Annotated in this window: 10 protein-coding genes and 3 pseudogenes; 5 read left to right on the top strand and 8 right to left on the bottom strand. The window is 72.6% G+C overall.

Going from position 1 to position 17,857, the window contains the following annotated elements; genetic code table 11:
- Positions 1 to 76 precede the first annotated feature (76 nt).
- Positions 77 to 280, top strand: coding sequence for a hypothetical protein (locus ACIGNX_RS10110; RefSeq protein WP_396538332.1), 204 nt, complete (start codon positions 77 to 79; stop codon positions 278 to 280).
- A 56-nt stretch (positions 281 to 336) separates the two neighbouring features.
- Here ACIGNX_RS10110 and hisG read toward each other — a convergent pair whose 3' ends face one another.
- The 4 genes from hisG to ACIGNX_RS10090 form a co-directional block, all read right to left on the bottom strand.
- The gene (hisG, locus tag ACIGNX_RS10105; RefSeq protein WP_396538330.1) at positions 337 to 1,200 is read right to left on the bottom strand and encodes an ATP phosphoribosyltransferase; all 864 of its coding nucleotides are present in this window, start codon (positions 1,198 to 1,200) and stop codon (positions 337 to 339) included.
- Between the two features lie 296 nt (positions 1,201 to 1,496).
- Positions 1,497 to 2,210: a GNAT family N-acetyltransferase gene (locus ACIGNX_RS10100; RefSeq protein WP_396538328.1), complete on the bottom strand. Its 714-nt coding sequence runs from the start codon at positions 2,208 to 2,210 to the stop codon at positions 1,497 to 1,499.
- Positions 2,211 to 2,274: 64 nt separating this feature from the next.
- A complete protein-coding gene (locus ACIGNX_RS10095) occupies positions 2,275 to 2,853 on the bottom strand; it encodes an FMN reductase (RefSeq protein WP_396538326.1) in 579 nt (192 codons plus the stop codon).
- Positions 2,850 to 3,923, bottom strand: a complete 1,074-nt coding sequence (locus ACIGNX_RS10090) for an LLM class flavin-dependent oxidoreductase (RefSeq protein ID WP_396538324.1) — start codon at positions 3,921 to 3,923, stop codon at positions 2,850 to 2,852. Before ACIGNX_RS10090 ends, ACIGNX_RS10095 begins: the two co-directional genes overlap by 4 nt.
- A 140-nt stretch (positions 3,924 to 4,063) precedes the next feature.
- Here ACIGNX_RS10090 and ACIGNX_RS10085 point away from each other — a divergent pair, with 140 nt between their 5' ends.
- Positions 4,064 to 5,107 (top strand): acyl-CoA dehydrogenase family protein, encoded by a 1,044-nt coding sequence (locus ACIGNX_RS10085; protein ID WP_396538322.1) that lies wholly within the window; start codon positions 4,064 to 4,066, stop codon positions 5,105 to 5,107.
- A 192-nt stretch (positions 5,108 to 5,299) separates the two neighbouring features.
- Here the strand turns inward: ACIGNX_RS10085 and ACIGNX_RS10080 are convergent, their stop codons facing one another.
- From ACIGNX_RS10080 to ACIGNX_RS10065, 4 genes and pseudogenes are all read right to left on the bottom strand, one after another.
- The gene (locus ACIGNX_RS10080) at positions 5,300 to 9,994 is read right to left on the bottom strand and encodes a DNA gyrase subunit A (RefSeq protein ID WP_396538320.1); all 4,695 of its coding nucleotides are present in this window, start codon (positions 9,992 to 9,994) and stop codon (positions 5,300 to 5,302) included.
- A 31-nt stretch (positions 9,995 to 10,025) separates the two neighbouring features.
- Positions 10,026 to 10,664, bottom strand: a pseudogene (locus ACIGNX_RS10075) (toprim domain-containing protein); the annotation flags it as partial.
- A 6-nt stretch (positions 10,665 to 10,670) separates the two neighbouring features.
- Positions 10,671 to 12,140, bottom strand: a pseudogene (locus tag ACIGNX_RS10070) (Hint domain-containing protein); the annotation flags it as partial.
- Positions 12,117 to 13,520: pseudogene (locus tag ACIGNX_RS10065) on the bottom strand (ATP-binding protein); the annotation flags it as partial. The pseudogenes ACIGNX_RS10065 and ACIGNX_RS10070, both read right to left, overlap by 24 nt.
- A gap of 154 nt (positions 13,521 to 13,674) precedes the next feature.
- Here ACIGNX_RS10065 and ACIGNX_RS10060 point away from each other — a divergent pair.
- From ACIGNX_RS10060 to ACIGNX_RS10050, 3 genes are all read left to right on the top strand, one after another.
- Positions 13,675 to 14,196, top strand: a complete 522-nt coding sequence (locus ACIGNX_RS10060; protein WP_396538318.1) for a hypothetical protein — start codon at positions 13,675 to 13,677, stop codon at positions 14,194 to 14,196.
- Between the two features lie 12 nt (positions 14,197 to 14,208).
- Positions 14,209 to 16,266, top strand: a complete 2,058-nt coding sequence (locus ACIGNX_RS10055) for a hypothetical protein (RefSeq protein WP_396538316.1) — start codon at positions 14,209 to 14,211, stop codon at positions 16,264 to 16,266.
- Between the two features lie 564 nt (positions 16,267 to 16,830).
- The gene (locus ACIGNX_RS10050) at positions 16,831 to 17,856 is read left to right on the top strand and encodes a sugar ABC transporter substrate-binding protein (protein WP_396538314.1); all 1,026 of its coding nucleotides are present in this window, start codon (positions 16,831 to 16,833) and stop codon (positions 17,854 to 17,856) included.
- The last annotated feature ends 1 nt before the right edge of the window (position 17,857 follow it).

Genomic DNA, 17,857 nt, shown 5'->3' with positions numbered 1-17,857 from the left:
GCCTCCGACAAAGCGTTTGTTCCACCGCTCCCGCGGCGGCCGTTTGCCCCACCCGGGGACGGGTAGCCGCCGGTGCATGGCAGACGAACGCGAATCCCGGCCGCCATACGGCGACCAGTACGAGAACGCGAGCAAGGGCTCCCTGGAGGAGAACGCCGAGGGTCCGCTGGACGAGGGCAACCCGCCCGGTCGCAGCGACACGGGCTCGACGCACCCGGAGGCCAACCCGACCGGCAACATCGGCATCTCGGACTACGCCGTGGACGAGCGCAACGGGTAGGGCCGGGCCCGTCGGCCCGGACTCCACGCCGTGGCGTGGAGTCCGGGTGGCCCGCGTCAGATGCGGCAGGTGTCCAGCGAGCTGACCAGGATCGCGCGGGCGCCGACGCGCCACAGCTCGTCCATGATGAACGGCGCGTCGTCGCGCGGCACGAGCGAGCGGACGGCCACCCAGCCCTCGCGGGCCAGCGGCGACACCGTCGGCGACTCGATGCCGGGCACCAGCTTGAACGCCTCCTCCTGCGCCTCCACGGGGCAGTCGAAGTCGAGGATCACGTACCGGCGCGCGATCAGCACGCCCTGGAGCCTGCGGTGCAGGATCTCGACCGCCCGCACCGCGTCGGGCGCGTCGGCGACGGTGTCGCCCTGGATCAGCACGGCCTCGGACTTGAGGATCGGCGAGCCGAACGTCTCCAGGCCCGAGGTCTTCAGCGTGATGCCGGTCTCCACCACGTCGGCGATCGCGTCGGCCACGCCCAGCTCCACGGCGGTCTCCACCGCGCCGTCCAGCCGCACCAGGTGCGCCTTGACGCCGAGGTCGGACAGGTGGTGCTCGACCAGGTTCGGGTAGCTGGTCGCGATCCGCTTGCCCTCCAGGCCCTCGGCGTCGTGGATGCCGCCGGGCCGGGAGGCGAAGTAGAACGACGCCCGGCCGAAGCCCAGCGGCAGGATTTCCTTCGCCGACACGGTGGAATCGAGCAGCAGATCACGACCGGTGATGCCGACGTCCAACGACCCCTCGCCCACGTACACCGCGATGTCGCGGGGACGCAGGAAAAAGAACTGCACATCATTGGCCGGGTCCGCCACGATCAGCTCACGGCCGGACCTGTTCACCCGGTAGCCCGCCTCGGCCAGCATTTGCGCCGCGGGAGCACTCAACGAGCCCTTGTTGGGCAGGGCGAAGCGAAGAGGAGCCATGGCGCGAAGTCTCCCACACCGAGCGGTGCGTCCCCGTCCCGGGTATGTCGCGGTGTCCCACGGGGTGGAAACCGCGGGGTGTGGTGCCGACGTCACCCGTCCGGGCTTCCCACCAGGTGAACATCGGGCGCTCCGCGCCATTGCCCGCCGTCGACGGCAATAGCTTTGACGGCGGTCGACCGCCGCATTAAAAATGTCCGTCGATCCGATACGGGCGGCCATTGGCGACCCGGTTGCGAAAGGCACGCCCGCGGTCGGCCCCGGAATGCCCGGGTGCCGCAATGCCCGGGTGCCGGTCAGCCCCCGTTGGACCACCAGGTGGCCCGCGCGACGACGGAGAAGCCCAGCGACTCGTACAGGGGTCGGCCGGCCCTGGTCGCGGTGAGGGTCACGGGGACCGGGGAGTCGTTCACCACCCCGCTCATCAACGCCCGGCCGACGCCGCGCGAGCGGTGCTCGGGCAGGGTCGTCACCCAGTAGGCCCCGACCGCGCCGGCCGACTCGACGGCCAGGCACGCGCCGGCCACCACGCCGTCGCGCCGGGCGGTGCGCAGGTGGAACCCGCCGTGCCGCCGGAGCGCGAGCGGCAGGGCGTTGCCGGTCGGGAAGCCCTGGAGCGGGAAGCCGTCCACCACGACCCGTTCGGCGGCGGCCCACTCCTCGGCGGTGCGGGCCGGTCGGACGTCGAGGTGCGGCGTCGGCGTCGGCAGCGGCCCGGGCGGGCGGACCATCACCGGCAGGGTCCGCGGGGTGAGCCCGAGCGCCGTGCCGTCGATCGCGCCGAACGAGTCCTCGACCACCACGCGGGCCCCGGTGCGCTCGACGAGCAGCCGCAGCTCGGCGAAGTCGTCCGGGTCGGGGTCCGGCCGCAGGGCGAGCACCCGCAGCAGGGTCGGCCCGCTCATCGCCAGGAACGCCGGGCGGGTGATCAGGTCGTGGCCGCGGGCGCGGGCGAGCGCGCTGGTCAGGACGGCGGCGTTGGCCACGGCGAGGCGCAGCGAGGCGGACATGGGCCGAACCCTATTCGGCGTCCCGACCGGTGGTCGGGCCCTGTCCGCCTCGTCCGCGGGCCGCTCAGCGCCCGGCGAGCAGCTGGTCGAACGGCACGAACCCCGGGTCGGCCGGTGTGGTCGACGCGCGGCCGGCCAGCAGGTCGGCCAGTTCGCCCGCGGCCCGCTCGACCCGGGCGGGCAGCCCGTCCGCGCCCCAGTCCGACGACGCGGCGTACACGCCGGTCGGCACGACGACGGCCCGCAGGTAGGCGAACAGGGGCCGCAGGGCGTGGTCGAGCACCAGCGAGTGGCGCTCGGTGCCGCCGGTCGCGCCGATCAGCACCGGCTTGCCCGCCAGCGACCCCGGCTCCAGCACGTCCACGAACGACTTGAACAGCCCGCTGTAGGACGCGTTGAACGTCGGCGTCACGGCGATCAGCGCGTCCGCGCCGACCACCGACTCCACCACCTCGCGCAGCCGGGCGCCCGGGAACCCGGTGACGAGGTTGTCGGCGATGTCGCGCGCCACGTCCCGCAGGTTCGCGGTGCGCACCTCCAGCCCGGGCACGAGTCGCCCGGTGGCCTCGGCCAGCCGGGTCGCCAGCAGTTGCGTGGACGACGGCGACGCGAGCCCGGCCTGCACGACGGCGAGCGAGGTCATCGGACACCCGCCGTCAGCATCGAGGCGTGCGTGGGCGCGTCCGGCACGTCGGCCGGGCGGCCGACGGCGAACTCCCGGCGCAGCGTCGGCACGATCTCGCCGAGCAGGTCGAGCTGCTCCAGCACGGTCTTCAGCGGCAGGCCGGCGTGGTCCATCAGGAACAGCTGGCGCTGGTAGTCGCCGAAGTGCTCGCGGAAGGTCAGCGTCTTGTCGATGACCTCCTGCGGGCTGCCGACGGTCAGCGGGGTCTGCTCGGTGAACTCCTCCAGCGACGGCCCGTGCCCGTACACCGGCGCGTTGTCGAAGTAGGGGCGGAACTCCCGGACGGCGTCCTGCGAGTTGCGGCGCATGAACACCTGGCCGCCGAGCCCGACGATCGCCTGGTGCGCCGCGCCGTGGCCGTAGTGCTCGAAGCGCTCGCGGTAGAAGGTGATCAGCCGCTGGAAGTGCTCCTTGGGCCAGAAGATGTGGTTGGCGAAGAACCCGTCGCCGTAGTAGGCGGCCTGCTCGGCGATCTGCGGGCTGCGGATCGAGCCGTGCCAGACGAACGGCGGCACGCCGTCGAGCGGGCGCGGCGTGGAGGTGAACGACTGCAGCGGCGTGCGGTGCTTGCCCTCCCAGTCCACGACGTCCTCCCGCCACAGCTTGTGCAGCAGCGCGTAGTTCTCGATGGCCAGGTCGATGCCGTCGCGGATGTCCTTGCCGAACCACGGGTACACCGGGCCCGTGTTGCCGCGGCCCATGATCAGGTCCACCCGGCCGTCGGCCAGGTGCTGGAGCATGGCGTAGTCCTCGGCGATCTTCACCGGGTCGTTGGTGGTGATCAGCGTGGTGGCGGTGGACAGGATCAACCGCTCGGTGCGGGCCGCGACGTACCCGAGCATGGTCGTCGGCGACGACGGCACGAACGGCGGGTTGTGGTGCTCGCCGGTCGCGAAGACGTCCAGGCCGACCTCCTCGGCCTTGAGCGCGATGGCGACCATGGCCTTGATGCGCTCGGCCTCGGTCGGCGTCCGCCCCGTGGTGGGGTCGGGCGTCACGTCGCCGACGGTGAAGACACCGAACTGCATGGCCACTCCTCGATCAGTTAGTTGTACTTTCAACTAAACGGCACAACCGTACCCGGTCGCCCGTTATTCCGGTGTTGTCTGGTGGCCCGGAGCACGCCAAGGTGTGTGTCACGGGTCACCGATGGGGGAGGCACGGCACGGTGCAGCACGAGCTGGTGCGGCGCGCCGCGGACATCGTCCCGGTCCTGCGCGCCCACGCGGCCTGGGGCGACGAGAACCGCAGGCTGCACGAGGACGCGCTGGACGCGATGGCCGACGCGGGCGTGCTGCGGCTCAGGGTGCCCGCCGAGCACGGCGGCCACGAGGCCGACCTGACGACCCTGGTCGCCGTGATCGCCGAACTCGCCCGCGGCGACGGGTCGGCCGCGTGGACCGCGGCGGTGTGGGCCACCTCGACATGGGTCGTCGGCCAGTTCCCCGCCGAGGTGCGGCGCGAGGTCTTCGCCAAGCCCGACGTGCGGGTCACCGGCATCCTCAGCCCCACCGCGACGGCCGCGCCCGTCGGCGGCGGGGTCCTGGTCAACGGCCGGTGGGCGTTCACCACCGGCGGGCCGCAGAGCCACTGGGCCACCAGCGCCGCCCTGCTGCTGCCCGACCTCGCGCCCGTCGCCCTGGCCATCCCGCTGGTCGACCTCGAGGTCGTCGACGACTGGCACACCACCGGCCTGCGCGCGACCGGCAGCGTCACCACCGTCGCCAAGGACGTCTTCGTCCCCCGGGAACGGGTCCTGCGGCTCGCACCCGTGCTGCGGGCCCACCCCGACGCCGCCGAACCGATGTTCCGCGCGCCGTTCATGCCCGCCGCCTGCGCCGCCGTCAGCGCGCCCGCCGTCGGCCTGGCCCGCGCGGCGGTCGACGCGGCCCGCGCCCGGGCCACCCCCGCCGAGCTGCGGGAGGCCACCGTGCTCGCCGACGAGGCCGAGCTGCACGCCCTCCGCACCGCCGCCGCCGTCGACCACCGGGTCGCCACCGGCCGGGACTGGACCCCGCAGGACCGCGCCCTGGTCCGCCGCTACCTCGGCGAGACCTGCCTGCGGGCCCGCGACGCGGTCGACGTCCTCGGTGCCGACGACCCGGTGCTGCGGCGCATCCGGCGGGACGTGCACGCGGTCAACCTGCACGCCGTCCTGCACCCCAACGCCGACGCCGAGCGCTTCGGCCCCGTGTTCCTCGGCGGGCGGTAGCCCCAGGTCGGCGCACCGGCGCGGCCCCCTCCGCTCCCGGCGACCACGCCCCCGACCCGCCACACCTCCCACCGCCGGCTCCGCACCTGCCCGCCGCCGAACCCCTCGCCCCCGCACTCGCCCGCCGCCGCACTCGCCCGCCGCCGGCTCCGTCGCGCCGGCCCCGTCGCCGCCGGCCCCGCCGAACCCGCGTCAGTCCCGCTCGACCAGGTGCCCCACCACGTCCGGACCCGGGTGCGCGTGCCCCGAACCGTCCCGGCGCTCGTCCGCCGCGGGCAGCTCCACCGGCGACCCGTTGCGCGCCGACCCCGCGGGCCGCGGCCCGACCCACGCCAGCGCCAACGCCGTCTCGCCCTTGAGGAACCGGTGCGCCCGCACCCCGCCCGTGGCCCGCCCCTTCGCCGGGTACGCCGAGAACGGCGTCACCTTCACGCTCTGCCCCGTCGACGTGACCACCATCGGCTCACCGTGCTCGTCGTCGTCCGTGCGCACCGCGCCGAAGAACACCACGTGCGCGCCCGAACCCACGTTGATGCCCGCCATGCCGCCACCCCGCAGGCCCTGCGGCCGCACCAGCGACGCCGGGTACCGCAGCAACGACGCCTCCGACGTCACGAACACCAACGTCTCGTCGCTCCCGCGCAACCACGTCGCGCCGACCACCTCGTCACCCTCCTTGAGGGTGATCACCTCGAACTCGTCCGACCGCACCGGCCACTCCGGCGCGCACACCTTCACCGTGCCCGACCTCGTGCCCAGCGCCAACCCCGGCGACCCCGCGTCGGTCAGCGGCGCGATGCCGACCACCTCCTCCCCCGCGCCCAGCTCCACCAGCTCGCTCGCCGCCATGCCACCGCTCAGCGACACCGTGCCGCTCTGCTCCGGCAACACCGGCAGCGGCAGCACGTCGGTCTTGAACGCCCGCCCCCGGTTCGTCACCAGCAGCACCTGCCCGCGAGCCGTCGTGTGCACCGTCGCCGCCACCGCGTCGTGCTTGATCCGCCCGTTGCGGCGACGCGCCTCCGACGACTCCTCCGACTCGGCCGCCGTCCGCGCCACCAACCCCGTCGCCGACAGGATCACCTGGCACGGGTCGTCCGCGACCTCCAGCGGCCCGGCCGGCTTCGACGCCGCCAGCACCTCCTTCAGGTCGCCGTCCAGCAACGTCGTCCGCCGCTCCTGCTGGAGGTCCTTGGCCACCTTCGCCAGCTCCGTCGACACGACCTTCTTCAGCACGGCCGGGTCGTCCAGGATCTTGCTCAGCTCGGCGATCTCCGCGCGCAGCCGGTCCTGCTCCGCCTCCAGCTCCAGCGAGTCGTAGCGGGTCAGCCGCCGCAGCGGCGTGTCCAGGATGTAGCCGGCCTGGGTTTCGGAGAGCTTGAACGACTTCATCAGGCCCTCCTTCGCCGCCGCCGCGTTCTCGCTGCCCCGGATCAGCCTGATCACCTTGTCGATGTTCAGCAGGGCCTTGAGCAGGCCCTCGACCAGGTGCAGCCGGTCCTCCCGCTTGCGCCGCCGGTACCGGGTCCGGCGGGTGACGACCTCGTAGCGGTGCGCCAGGAACACCTCGAGCAGCGCCTTGAGCCCCAACGTCCGCGGCTGCCCGTCCACCAGCACCAGGTTGTTGATGCCGAACGACTGCTCCATCGGCGTCAGCCGGTACAGGTCCGCCAGCAGCGCCTGCGGGTTCACCCCGACCTTGCACTCGATCACCACGCGCGTGCCGTTCTCGCGGTCGGTGAGGTCCTTGACGTCGGAGATCCCGGTCAGCCGCTTGGACTTCGTCACCTCGTCGGTGATCTTCTCGATGATCTTCTCGGGGCCGACGCCGTAGGGCAGCTCGGTGACCGTGATCGCCTGCCTGCCCCGGCTGCCCTCCAGCAACCCGGTCTCGACCTTGGCCCGCATCCGCACCACGCCCCGGCCGGTCTCGTACGCCTTGCGCACCTCGTCCAGCCCGAGCAGCACGCCACCGGTCGGCAGGTCGGGGCCGGGCACGAACTCCATCAGCTTGTCCAGCGTCGCGTCCGGGTGCGTCACCAGGTACCGCGCCGCGGCCACCACCTCGCCCAGGTTGTGCGGTATCATGTTCGTCGCCATCCCGACCGCGATCCCGGACGTGCCGTTGACGAGCAGGTTCGGGAACGCCGCCGGCAACACGGACGGCTCCTGCAACGACCCGTCGTAGTTGGGCCGGAAGTCGACCGTCTCCTCGTCCAACTCGCCGACCAACAACATCGCCGCGGGCGACATCCGGGCCTCGGTGTTGTGGTTGACGAACCCGCCCGCGAGGAACGAGTGGTCCTCCGACCGCACCCGCACCGAGTAGACCTCGGCCGGCTCGCACGCTTGGACCTCGGTCACCGCCTCGAAGCGGTAGCCCGAGTCCATGACCGGCAGGATCGTCGCCAGGACCTCGGTGTCCTTGATCCGGTCGATGATCCGCAGTCGCTCGGTCTCCCACCGCTCGACGCGGTCGAAGTTGTGCTTGGTCAGCCACTTGCGGCCGCTGCCGCGGCGATCGGACTCCAAGGCCCCGCGCACGTAGTCCGCGACGAACGGCACGCCGTCGGAACTCAGCCGGTGCGCCCGCAACGGCGAGTGTCGGAGCAGCGCGCTCAACCGGGCCTGCTTCGTCCTGAGGAACCCGACCCGTTCCGCGAACGCCCGCACGTTGCGCAGGCCGGACACGATCAACCGGTGCTCCACGGCGCCGTTGGGCCGTCGGTACGACCGGTTGGTCGCGATCACGCCGAATTCCGCGAGCAGCTCCTGGAGCTGCTCGGCCAACCTGGGGCTGTAGGTGCTGTACTGGACGGTGAAGCCGTTGTCTGCTTCGCGGCAGCCGCCGTCGCCTTCGAACGCCGCCATCAGGAACGCCCGCTTGACGCCCCAACCGCCGTTCCAGACGAACTCGGGCACGAACTTGTCCCGCGCCTGGTGGCCGATGAACTCCGCGAGCGGGCTGTTCCGGAACGCCTCCATGCCACCGGCGTACTCCTGGACGTCCAGTTCGCGGATCAGCTTGCGGTCTTGGCGCGTCCGCCGCTCCGTCACGTACCGCCTGCCGCCGACCACCTGGTCGTACGCGTGCAGGACCTCGGTGAAGAAGTGCTCGTCGGTGTTGTTGAACCCCGCACGCGTCGCGTTCGCGTAGCCCTCGGACACCCACGCGCCACCGAGCACGCCCAGCACGTACTCCTGCGCCGTCGGCACGACCTGCGACCACGCGTTGCGCGCCACGGCCACGACCGCGCCCGGCTTCAGCTCGTCCAACCGACGCCACTGGAACAGCGGCACGCCCATCGGCGCTTCCAGGCACAGCACCAGGTGGTTCTCGCTGCCGCGCAGCGAGAACCCGGACTTCGTGGTCATGCGGATCGTCGGGTGGACACCCGAGTTGAAGACCTTGTCGACCTGGACCGCCTTGCCGTCCTTGTCGAGGACTTCGAAGTCGACGTCGGCCTCGGTGTCCGCGGGCAGGTTCACCAGGTCGGCGATGCGAGGGCTGGTACCGTCGGCCAGCCGGATCCGCGTGTCGCCCACGACGCAGTAGCGGCTCGCCGCCGGGCCGTCGTCCGGACTCCCGAAGTTCCCGTGCCCGTCGATCAACGGCGTGTTCAGCGAGAAGTCCTGGGCCAGCCGGACCATCGCGTCGTAGATCGCCGTGTCGCCGTGCGGGTGGTACTTGCCCATGCAGTTGTGCACCACGAATCCGCTCACCACGAACGCGTGCTCCGGGGCGGCCACCTGGATGTCGTAGGTGGTGTCCGGCGCGGCCGGCTCCACGGACACGACGCGCGGGAACGGCTCGTCGGCGGCGCTCCTGGCCTCCCGGATCACCCGTACCAGGCCGTCCTGGCGCGGGCCGACGCCGGTCCAGCGCAGCAGGGCCACGGCCAGCGCCGCGGCGTCGCGGCCGGTCACCACGAGGGTGCCCGCGTCACGTCGGGCGCGCAGGCCCGCGTCGGCCAGCACGGCGTACTCGGCGTCGCCGCCCGGCAGCACGATGCCGTCCGCCACGTGCCCCGCGGCGGCGAACAGGCCCGCCAGGAACGGCGCCCACGCCGTGCGGTCGCCCAGCACGGCGGCCGGAGGGCCCGCCACGGCGGCGACCAGCTCCGCGCGGTGCTCGAAGGTGAGGCCGTGCCGCCCGGTCTCGGCGTCCTTCTCGCGGGACGTGGTCACGTCGTGCGCGATCGCCCAGCCGTGCGCGACGTCGATCGCCTCGTCGTCGGCCGGCTCCAGCCGCACCCGGCCGTCGGGCAGCACCTCGCCGGCCGCGGCGAGCAGGCCGAGCACGAAACCGGACGCGTCGCCGTCGACGAGCAGGGTCGCGTGCCGGTCCGCGCCGAAGCCGGTCGTGCGGGCGCCGACCAGGTCGCGGGCGGCGGTCCAGTCCTCGTCGGCCCAGCCGGTGCCGGTGTGGAACCGCTGCCCCGGCGTGACCAGCAGGGAGTGGCCGTCCGACCAGGTGACGCGCACCAGCTCCGACACGGGGTTCTCGTAGACGGCGGTCACCTCGACCGGTTCGCCGCGGCCGTCCAGCACGCGGTCGCCGACCTCGATCCCCTCGATGGGCCGCAGGCCCTCGGGGGTGGAGACCAGCGCGCCGCGCACGAAGCAGTCGCCGACCACGCGGGAGGACTTGACGTACGGGCTGGTCGGGCGGTGGCCCTGCTCGTTCATCGAGAACAGGATGCGGCGGTGCACCGGCTTGAGGCCGTCCCGCGCGTCGGGCAGGGCGCGGGAGTGGATCACCGAGTAGGCGTACTCCAGGTAGGAGTCCTCGATCTCGGTGGTCAGGGAGTTGTCGAAGACCTGCGCGCCCGCGTTGTCGAAGGCGGACGGGTCGACCCTGGTCGTGGGGGTCTTGCGGCGTGCCATGGTCGGTCGTTCCCTCGTGTGTCGGGCGGGTTCAGACGTCGATCGCGGACTGGTCGACCCGGGCGGCCGACTCGACGAGCCACGCCCGGCGCGGCTCGACCTTCTCGCCCATCAGCAGCTCCAGCGCGGCCTCGGCGGCTTCGGCGTCGTTGAGCGTGATGCGGCGCACGGAGCGGGTGGCGGGGTTCATCGTGGTCTCCCACAACTCCTCCGCGTCCATCTCGCCGAGGCCCTTGAACCGGGGCACCGGCTTGACCACGGTCTTGCCGGCCTTCTCCAGCCGGGCGACCTTCTGCTCCATCTCGCGCTGCGTGAAGGTGAAGTGGGTCTCCGGGTTGCGGCCCTTGGTGACCACCTTGTGCAACGGCGGCATCGCCGCGTAGAGCCGCCCGTCCTCGATGACGGGTCGCATGTACTTGGCGAACAGGGTGATCAGCAGCGTGCGGATGTGGGACCCGTCGACGTCCGCGTCGGCCATCAGGATGACCCGGCCGTAGCGCATGGCGGACAGGTCGAACGTGCGCCCGGTGCCGGCGCCGAGGACCTGGACGATGCTGGCGATCTCGGCGTTGCGCAGGGTGTCGGCGAGGCTGGCCTTCTGCACGTTGAGGATCTTGCCGCGCAGCGGGAGCAGCGCCTGGTACTCGGACACGCGCGCCATCCTGGCGCTGTTGTGCACGAAGACACCGGCTTCGAGGGCGAAGTTGTGGTGGTCGTCGACCGTCAGGTCGTACACGTCCGCCGTCTCGCCGAGCGGTTCGACCGCGAGCACCGAGTGGTTGACGTGGGCCGCGGCCTGCCTGAGTCGGGCCAGGTCACCGTCGAAGCCGTCCAGGAGCCGTGCGAACTTCAACCCGGTGCGGGCGTGGGCGAGCCGCTCGGCCTCGTACGCGCCGCCGATCTCGGCGTCGGTCAGCGACAGCAGCGGGCGCAGGCGCTTCAGCGCGGCCAGCCGCCTGCCTTCCTGCTGCTTCGCGACCCGTTCGGAGCGGGGGACGGTCTCGACGTAGCGACGTCGTCCCTCCTGCACCTTGCCCAGGTGGTCGTTCTCCGGGTCGAGCATGCGCAGCTTCATCCGGAGCGAGTGCCGTTCGGCGAACTCGGGGTGCTGCCGGTGCCGGGCGGTCACCGCGTCGCGTTGGCGTTCCCTCTCCGAGGGGTCCGCGAACTGCTCGACCGTCGTGCGCGAGCGCCAGGCCGGCAGGTTTTCGTCGGCCCACTGCCGCTTGGCCCGCTCGCTCCACTCGGTTCGGCGGCCCGGCTGGGCGAAGAAGAGCCGGACCCGCTCCGCCGCGGCTTCGCGGTGTTCGGCGTCGGCCCAGTAGGCCGCTTGCCGCTCCCGCATCCGTTCGGCGTACTCGGCCCGTTCGGCGTCCGTGAGGGACGCGTACCAGTCCTGGAAGCCCTGCTCGATCCGCTGCCGGAACCCCGGGTCGGCGTTCAGCGAGGCCAGGCGGGCGAGGCACGCCTGGCGGAACTCCGGGTCCCGCCACTGCGCCGACAGCATGGCCGACTCGAACTCGAGGCCGCCTCGCTCGAGCCATGCGCGGTAACCGGCGTGGACGTGCTCGCCCATCATCGAGGCGTGCAGGGCGGCGTGGTCGTCCCACGTCATCCGGCGCAGGTTGCGGGGGTCGTTGTTGCGCTTGTCGACGTCCACGTGGTGGCGGACGGTGCCGTTCTCGGCGCTGTCCAGCCCGTGGCGGAGGTTGAACGCGTCGGCGAGGTAGTGCGTGTAGACCCACTCGGCGCGGTCGTTCATCCAGACCCGCTCGTAGCCGTCGAGCTCGTCACCCGCGGCCTTGGCGGAGACCGAGCGGTACAGCGGCATCAGGGAGTCGCCGGGCTGGAGCTGGTCGGCCCGCCGGTAGGAGCCGTCACGCAGGCGGAACAGGTGGTCCGGGGTGCAGCGGACCGATTCGCCGCCGTCCAGCGTGACGCGCACCAGCGGCGCGGCGCGCTTGGTCAGCCGCGGTTCCACGAGGGGGACCACGACGACGCGCCCGGCGTGGTTGGTGGCGTAGCCGAAGTGGGTCACGCCTCGCCTCCAGTCCGCCGCGAGTTCGGCGAAGGACAGGGACCGGCCCGAGGCCAGGGCCACGCGCGTGTCGCCGGTGAAGCACCCGAGGGCGCTGTCGCCTTCCACGAGGAACAGCTCGCTGCGCGCCACGCCGGTGGTGCGGCAGTCGACCAGCTTGGCGGGCATCGCCGCGCCTTCGAGGGCGGTCTTGCGGCGGGCGGCGTCCTTCTGCTGCTTCTGGGTCAGGCGGACGCGGGAGGCGTCGACCACCTTCTGCAGGACGATCTTGGCCTCGCCCTTGGTGCGGCGGTCCTCGGTCCACGCCTTGAGGTGCTTCTCGACGATGCCGAGCGCCACCCTGGTGATGCCCGCGGTGGACAGCTCGTCCTTGGTCTGGGAGGTGAACTGCGGTTCGGGGATGCGGACGTGGACGACGGCGGTCATGCCCTCGAGGACGTCGTCCAGGGTGGGCGGGTCCTCCTTGGGCTTGAGCAGGCCCCTGGTCCGGCCGATGGCGTCCTGGATCGCCTTGAGCGCGGCGCGTTCGAAGCCGCGCCGGTGGGTGCCGCCGTGGACGTTGCGGATGGTGTTGGTGAAGCACTCGATCGTGCGCTCGTAGCCGGTGCCCCAGCGCAGCGCGATCTCGACCTCGGCGTGCCGCTCGACCTTGGAGCGCATGACGCCGTTCTCGTCGGCCGCGTTCTCGTGGTAGACGCCTTCGCCGGTGATGAGCAGGGTGCCGCTGACCGGCTTGTCGCCGGCGGGCGCGAGGTGGTCGACCATGTCGACCAGGCCGCCCGGGTAGTGGAACGTCTCCTCCTGCGTGCCGTCGTCGGTGGCCACGCGCAGGACGTAGGTGACGCCGGGGACGAGGAACGCGGTGTTGCGCAGCTTGGCGCGGACGGCCTCGACGTCGAGCGAGGCGCCGTTCTCGAAGTAGCGGGAGTCGTGCCAGTAGCGGGTGGAGGTGCCGGTGCGCTTGGTGCGGCCGGTGACGCGCAGGCCGGACTGGGGGGTGAAGGCGGCCTTGGGGCCGGGGCCGTCGAACACGCCGGGCACGCCGTGCGCGAACGACATCTCGTGCGTCTTGCCCTCGCGGCGGACCACGACGTCGTAGCGGTGGGACAGGGCGTTGACGGCGGAGGCGCCGACGCCGTGCAGGCCGCCGGAGGTCTTGTAGCCGGAGCCGCCGAACTTGCCGCCGGCGTGGAGCCTGGTGAGGACGAGTTCGACGCCGGACAGGCCGGACTTGGCGTGGGTGCCGGTGGGGATGCCGCGGCCGTCGTCGTCGACCTGGACGCTGCCGTCGGCGTGGAGGGTGACGACGATCTTCGTCGCGTGGCCCGCCACGCCCTCGTCGGTGGAGTTGTCGACCACCTCGGTGAACAGGTGGTTGATGCCCCGGCTGTCGGTCGACCCGATGTACATGCCGGGACGCTTGCGCACCGCCTCCAGACCCTCCAGGTGGGTCAGGTCGTCGGCCCCGTACAGGATCTCAGCGGTCACCGGGTCGTTCTCCCCAGGTCGTGGCGTGCGTCGAGCGGTTCACGGTAACCGAGGACGCCGCGCGATCGGTGCGCTCCCCGGTGTCCGGACGTGGTCGGGCACGTGGTTCGGTGGTTCACCCGCGATCTTGTCATACTCGAACACAGGTTCGAACATGGAACCACGGCGGAGCAAGCACCCGGAGCCGCCGGGTACCCGACGGCCGCTCGCCGCACGCGCGGTGAGGGCTTGGCCGGTGGCGGCGGTGGCGAGCGGTGCGCCGTCGACGGTGCACGCGCTGTTGACCGGTGGTGACGTTCTGCGGTCGACGCGGGCGGCGGCGACGGTGGCGGGTGGCGCCGGTGTGATCCGCGGCGCGCTCGTGCACCTCGGCGTGTCGGCGTTGTGGACCGGGGTGGCGGCGGCGGTGGACCGGCGGTGGCCGTTGGGCGTGGGCCGGGGTGCGGTGGCGGGCGCGGTGGTCGCGGTGGTGGACCCGGGGGTGGTCGCGCGGTGGTTCCCGGCGGTGCGCCGGCTGCCCCAGGCGGCGCAGTGGGCGGACCACGTGGCGTTCGGCGCGCTGGTCGGCGCGGTGTTGAGGTCCACAGTGGACGGGCGTGGCGCGGTGCGGTCGAGCCCGGCCGGTCGCCGTCCCGCTAGAGTGCTGCCCATCCCGCGCTGTCGTGCCTGGAGGTGATCGGGCGCTTTGATGTTCCGTCGTGCCGCCCCCAAGGAGCGTGCCCCGCAGCAGGTGGAGCCGGTGGTCGAGGCGGAGCCGACCGCTCCGGTCGTGCCGCCGCCACCCCCGCCCGCGCAGTTCTCCGCCTCGTTCGCGGGCGCGACGCTGGTCGTGGGTCCGCCCGGTGGCGCGAGCCCGGCCGCGGTCGCGCTGGGTCGCGGCCTGCCGGTCGACCGGGGTCGCACGGTGGTCGTGGTCGAGCCGCCGGGCGGCGACGAGGCGTCGTTCTGGCCCGCGGTGGCCGCGGCGCTGCAGGGTCGCGGCCCGGTGCGGTTGATGACGGCGCACTCCGGCTCGATGCGGCCGACCGCGCCCGCGCAGTGGCTGTCGGAGCAGTTGCAGGCCGAGGTGGTCGCGCCGGACGGCGTGGTCACCACCGTGCCGGGTGCGGCGTTCGTGGCGGGCAGCGGCGGGTACGGCTGCTGGCTGCGGTTCCTGCCGGGCGCGTCGCCGGTGCCGATGGGGCGGCGGTTCCCGGTGCCGAACTGGGAGGCGGTCGACCCGAACACGCCGTGGCCGACGGGCGAGGTGGGCGTGTCCGAGCCGATCCCGGCGGGGTTGTGGCTGCGGGCGCAGCGCGCGCCGTTCGACCCGCAGGCTCCGGACGCGCGGGCGGTGGTCGGGCTGCCGTGCCGGGACAACGTGCTGACCGTCGTGGTCGGCGGTCCGGGTCAGTCGGCGATCCCGACCGACGAGGTGTGCCGGTTGCTGGGCGGGCTGCCGTCGGCGGCCCGGTCGCGGGTGCGGCTGGTCTGGTACGGCGGTGAGCACCAGGCGCAGGCGGTGGCCGACCAGCTCGGTGAGCCGATCTCGCTGTACACGGGGTTGCCCGTGGGGTCGTTGCGGTCGGGTGCGGCCGTGGTCGCGGTGAACCCGCGCGGGCAGCAGACGTGGCGGCCGTACGTGACGGAGGTCCGGTACGCGCCCGGTGGCGCGCCGGTCGTGTCCGGGTACCGGGTGCCGGTGCAGGGCCTGGTGGAGCGGGGTCCGGGGATCTTCGACCTGGGTGGCGGCGTGGTGCTGGAGGTCGTGCCGTCGGGGTTGTGGGTGCGCGACGCGGAGGACAACGGGCCCGAGGTGCGGTCGCTGCCGGTGGACCCGGAGTGGGCCCGGCTGACCGTCGGCACGCCCGGCCGCACGACGGCCGGTGCGGTGGCGGTGGCGGGTGCGTCGCTGGTGGAGCGGCTGGAGCCGGAGGTGCGGCGGCTGCTGAAGGTCGTGTTCTGCGACCCGACGCCGATGCCGCGTCCCCCGGTCGCCGAGGAGCCGCCGCCGCCGGCGGGACCGGACGAGGCGGTGCCGCTGAGCGTGGACGGGCCGCTGGGCGACTCCCCCGCGCCCGTGTGGGGTGAGCAGGTGGGCGAGGAGGTCGTGCCGGCCGACCACCGCAGCACGGAGCAGGAGCGGGACGCGTTGCGGCGGATGCTCGGCGAGCGGTACGGCGAGCACGCGGCGGTGGCGTGCCGGCACATCGCGGAGCGGCCGGACGACCCGGAGGCGTTCGAGGCGGTGGTGACGGACCTCGCGGCGGTGTCGGCCTGCCTGCGCGACGACGAGGAGATCATGGTCGAGGCGCTGCGGAGCGGGAAGCTCGGGCGGTTGTGGCCGTACGCGGCGGCGGTGGTGTCGGGGTTGCGGCGGATGCCGGCGCACCAGGGGGTGACGGTGTGCTGGGGTGACGCCCGTCGGTACCGGACGGGTGACGTGCTGGTCGAGCACGGGTTGCTCAGCACGGTGGCCGGGCCGACCGTGCCGGTGGACGGGCGGGTCGAGTTCCTGCTCTGGTCGGCGACGGGTCGGCGGGTGTCGGTGGTGGACTCGTTCGGCAGCGTGGTGCAGGAGCGCGTGGTGTTCCCGCCGGGGACGGCGTTCAAGGTGCTGGCCGTGGTCGAGGCCGAGGAGTCCGCGCCGATGCAGGTCATGGCGCAGGAGGTGGTGGGCCGCCACCACGAGCTGCCGCCGGGTGTCCTGGGGAGCCTGGAACGGGCCGCCGTCGCCCTGCGCAACCAAGCCCGCGCCACCGCTTGAGAACGGGACCCTGACGATTCATTCGCACCGTTGCAATCTTCGACGGGGTCAATCGCCACATTCGCCGACAAGTGCAGTCGCCCGCAACAGCGGTAGTGTTCGCGACCCGATCCGTCGAGAAACGGGTGTATCAGCAGGCCACGATTTGTGGTGTCGAGGTCTTCGGAGGCTTACCGATCGGCCGGATCGCCTGAATCCCGAGTGCCGAACCGGACTGGCCGGACTGGGCAGGCGCACTTCTCTTGGCGCGCTCTCACCCGCAGCCGCCGGGTGGGCGGGTTGGGCATCGGTCCGGCCTCGAACCTGGCCGATGTCGCACGCACTGGTCGTCTGAAAGGGCTTACGTCACCCTCGGTGGCGTTCGGGACCTCATCGACCGTGCCGCCGTCGACAGCCTGTGTCGGGTCCACAGGATCCGCATCCCTACGACGGCGCGTGACACGGCCTTCACCGACCGGGCTGTCGGCCGACCGCGCGCAGCCGAGATCACGGAAGGCATCCGCCTCGTCGGGGTTTCGCGCTGTGGCTGGTGGTCGGCATGCCTACTGGTGGACCATTGCAGCCGTGGCGGACGGGATGGCGGCGTGGGTGGCGGACCAGGTGGCGCGTGCCTCGTCCGGTGGAACCGTGGTGCAGGCCGGACGGGATGTGGTCGTGTCCGTCGACCAGCGCGTTCGGCGGCGGAGCTGGGCCGGGTGGCGGCGTACCCGGACCCGACGTGCCTTCCTGGTCACCTCGGCGTTCGACCAGAAGTACTGGCTCGCAGGTCTGACGCGACGGTTGCACGCGGCGCTCGACCGCGATGGGGTGGCCCTGGTGCTCAAAGTCCCGGACCGGGACTTCGACTCCGCCGCCCAGGCACATCACCTGCGGCGGGTTCTGTCGACCCGTCGCGACTACGTCGGCGGGTTCGTCGTGGCGACCGAGGTGGAGCGGGCCCGGGAGGACCTGGCCGCCTTCTGCGTCGAGTTGGACCTGCCGGTCGTGTTCACCGACGTCGAGCCGTTCGAGCTCGAGGACCAGTACCCCGACAACGCCGCGTTCGTCGGCTACCCCGCCGGTGAGATCGGGGCGACGGCCGGGCGCTGGCTCGTGACCCACTTCCACGAGCGGGGGATCACGCAGCCGCGGGTGTTGATCGTCGCCGGTGAGGAGAACCGGGATCGGCAGCGGAGGTGCGCCGAAGTCATCCGAGAGGCCTTTCCCGGGGCGGCGGTCGTCATTGATGCCAGCGGTGCCTTCAAACCTTCCCGGGCGCACGACGCCGTGCTGGCGCACCTGCACGCGCACGAGTCCGTAGACGCGGTATTCTGCACCAATGACGAGATGGCGCTCGGTGCCGTGGACGCGCTGCGGAGCACGACCTGCGGTGCCGTTGTCGTCGGAGTGGACGGGACAGTCGAGGCGACCGCGTTGATCGATGCCGGGACGAGCGCGTTACGCGCGACCGTCGTCCAAGATCCGCATCGGCTGGCCGAAAGTGCTGTCCGCGTTCTCGAACGCCTGTGCGACGGTCGTCCGACGCCGAAGCGCACCGCCCTGCAACCCGAGGTCCACCAGGCGAGCAACCGCCACCCCGGGCGCTTCTGAC

Origin of the sequence: Actinosynnema sp. NPDC053489, from assembly GCF_044544865.1 — a bacterium.
Lineage (GTDB): Bacteria > Actinomycetota > Actinomycetes > Mycobacteriales > Pseudonocardiaceae > Actinosynnema.
Note: the sequence above shows the minus strand (reverse complement) of the source record. Positions and strands in the feature narration are given on the sequence as shown.

Bases quoted from the DNA above. Each gene is read 5' to 3' on its own strand.
- ACIGNX_RS10110 (WP_396538332.1), top strand. From the start codon at position 77: ATGGCAGACGAACGCGAATCCCGGCCGCCATACGGCGACCAGTACGAG.
- hisG (WP_396538330.1), bottom strand. From the start codon at position 1,200: ATGGCTCCTCTTCGCTTCGCCCTGCCCAACAAGGGCTCGTTGAGTGCT.
- ACIGNX_RS10100 (WP_396538328.1), bottom strand. From the start codon at position 2,210: ATGTCCGCCTCGCTGCGCCTCGCCGTGGCCAACGCCGCCGTCCTGACC.
- ACIGNX_RS10095 (WP_396538326.1), bottom strand. From the start codon at position 2,853: ATGACCTCGCTCGCCGTCGTGCAGGCCGGGCTCGCGTCGCCGTCGTCC.
- ACIGNX_RS10090 (WP_396538324.1), bottom strand. From the start codon at position 3,923: ATGCAGTTCGGTGTCTTCACCGTCGGCGACGTGACGCCCGACCCCACC.
- ACIGNX_RS10080 (WP_396538320.1), bottom strand. From the start codon at position 9,994: ATGGCACGCCGCAAGACCCCCACGACCAGGGTCGACCCGTCCGCCTTC.
- ACIGNX_RS10060 (WP_396538318.1), top strand. From the start codon at position 13,675: ATGGAACCACGGCGGAGCAAGCACCCGGAGCCGCCGGGTACCCGACGG.
- ACIGNX_RS10055 (WP_396538316.1), top strand. From the start codon at position 14,209: ATGTTCCGTCGTGCCGCCCCCAAGGAGCGTGCCCCGCAGCAGGTGGAG.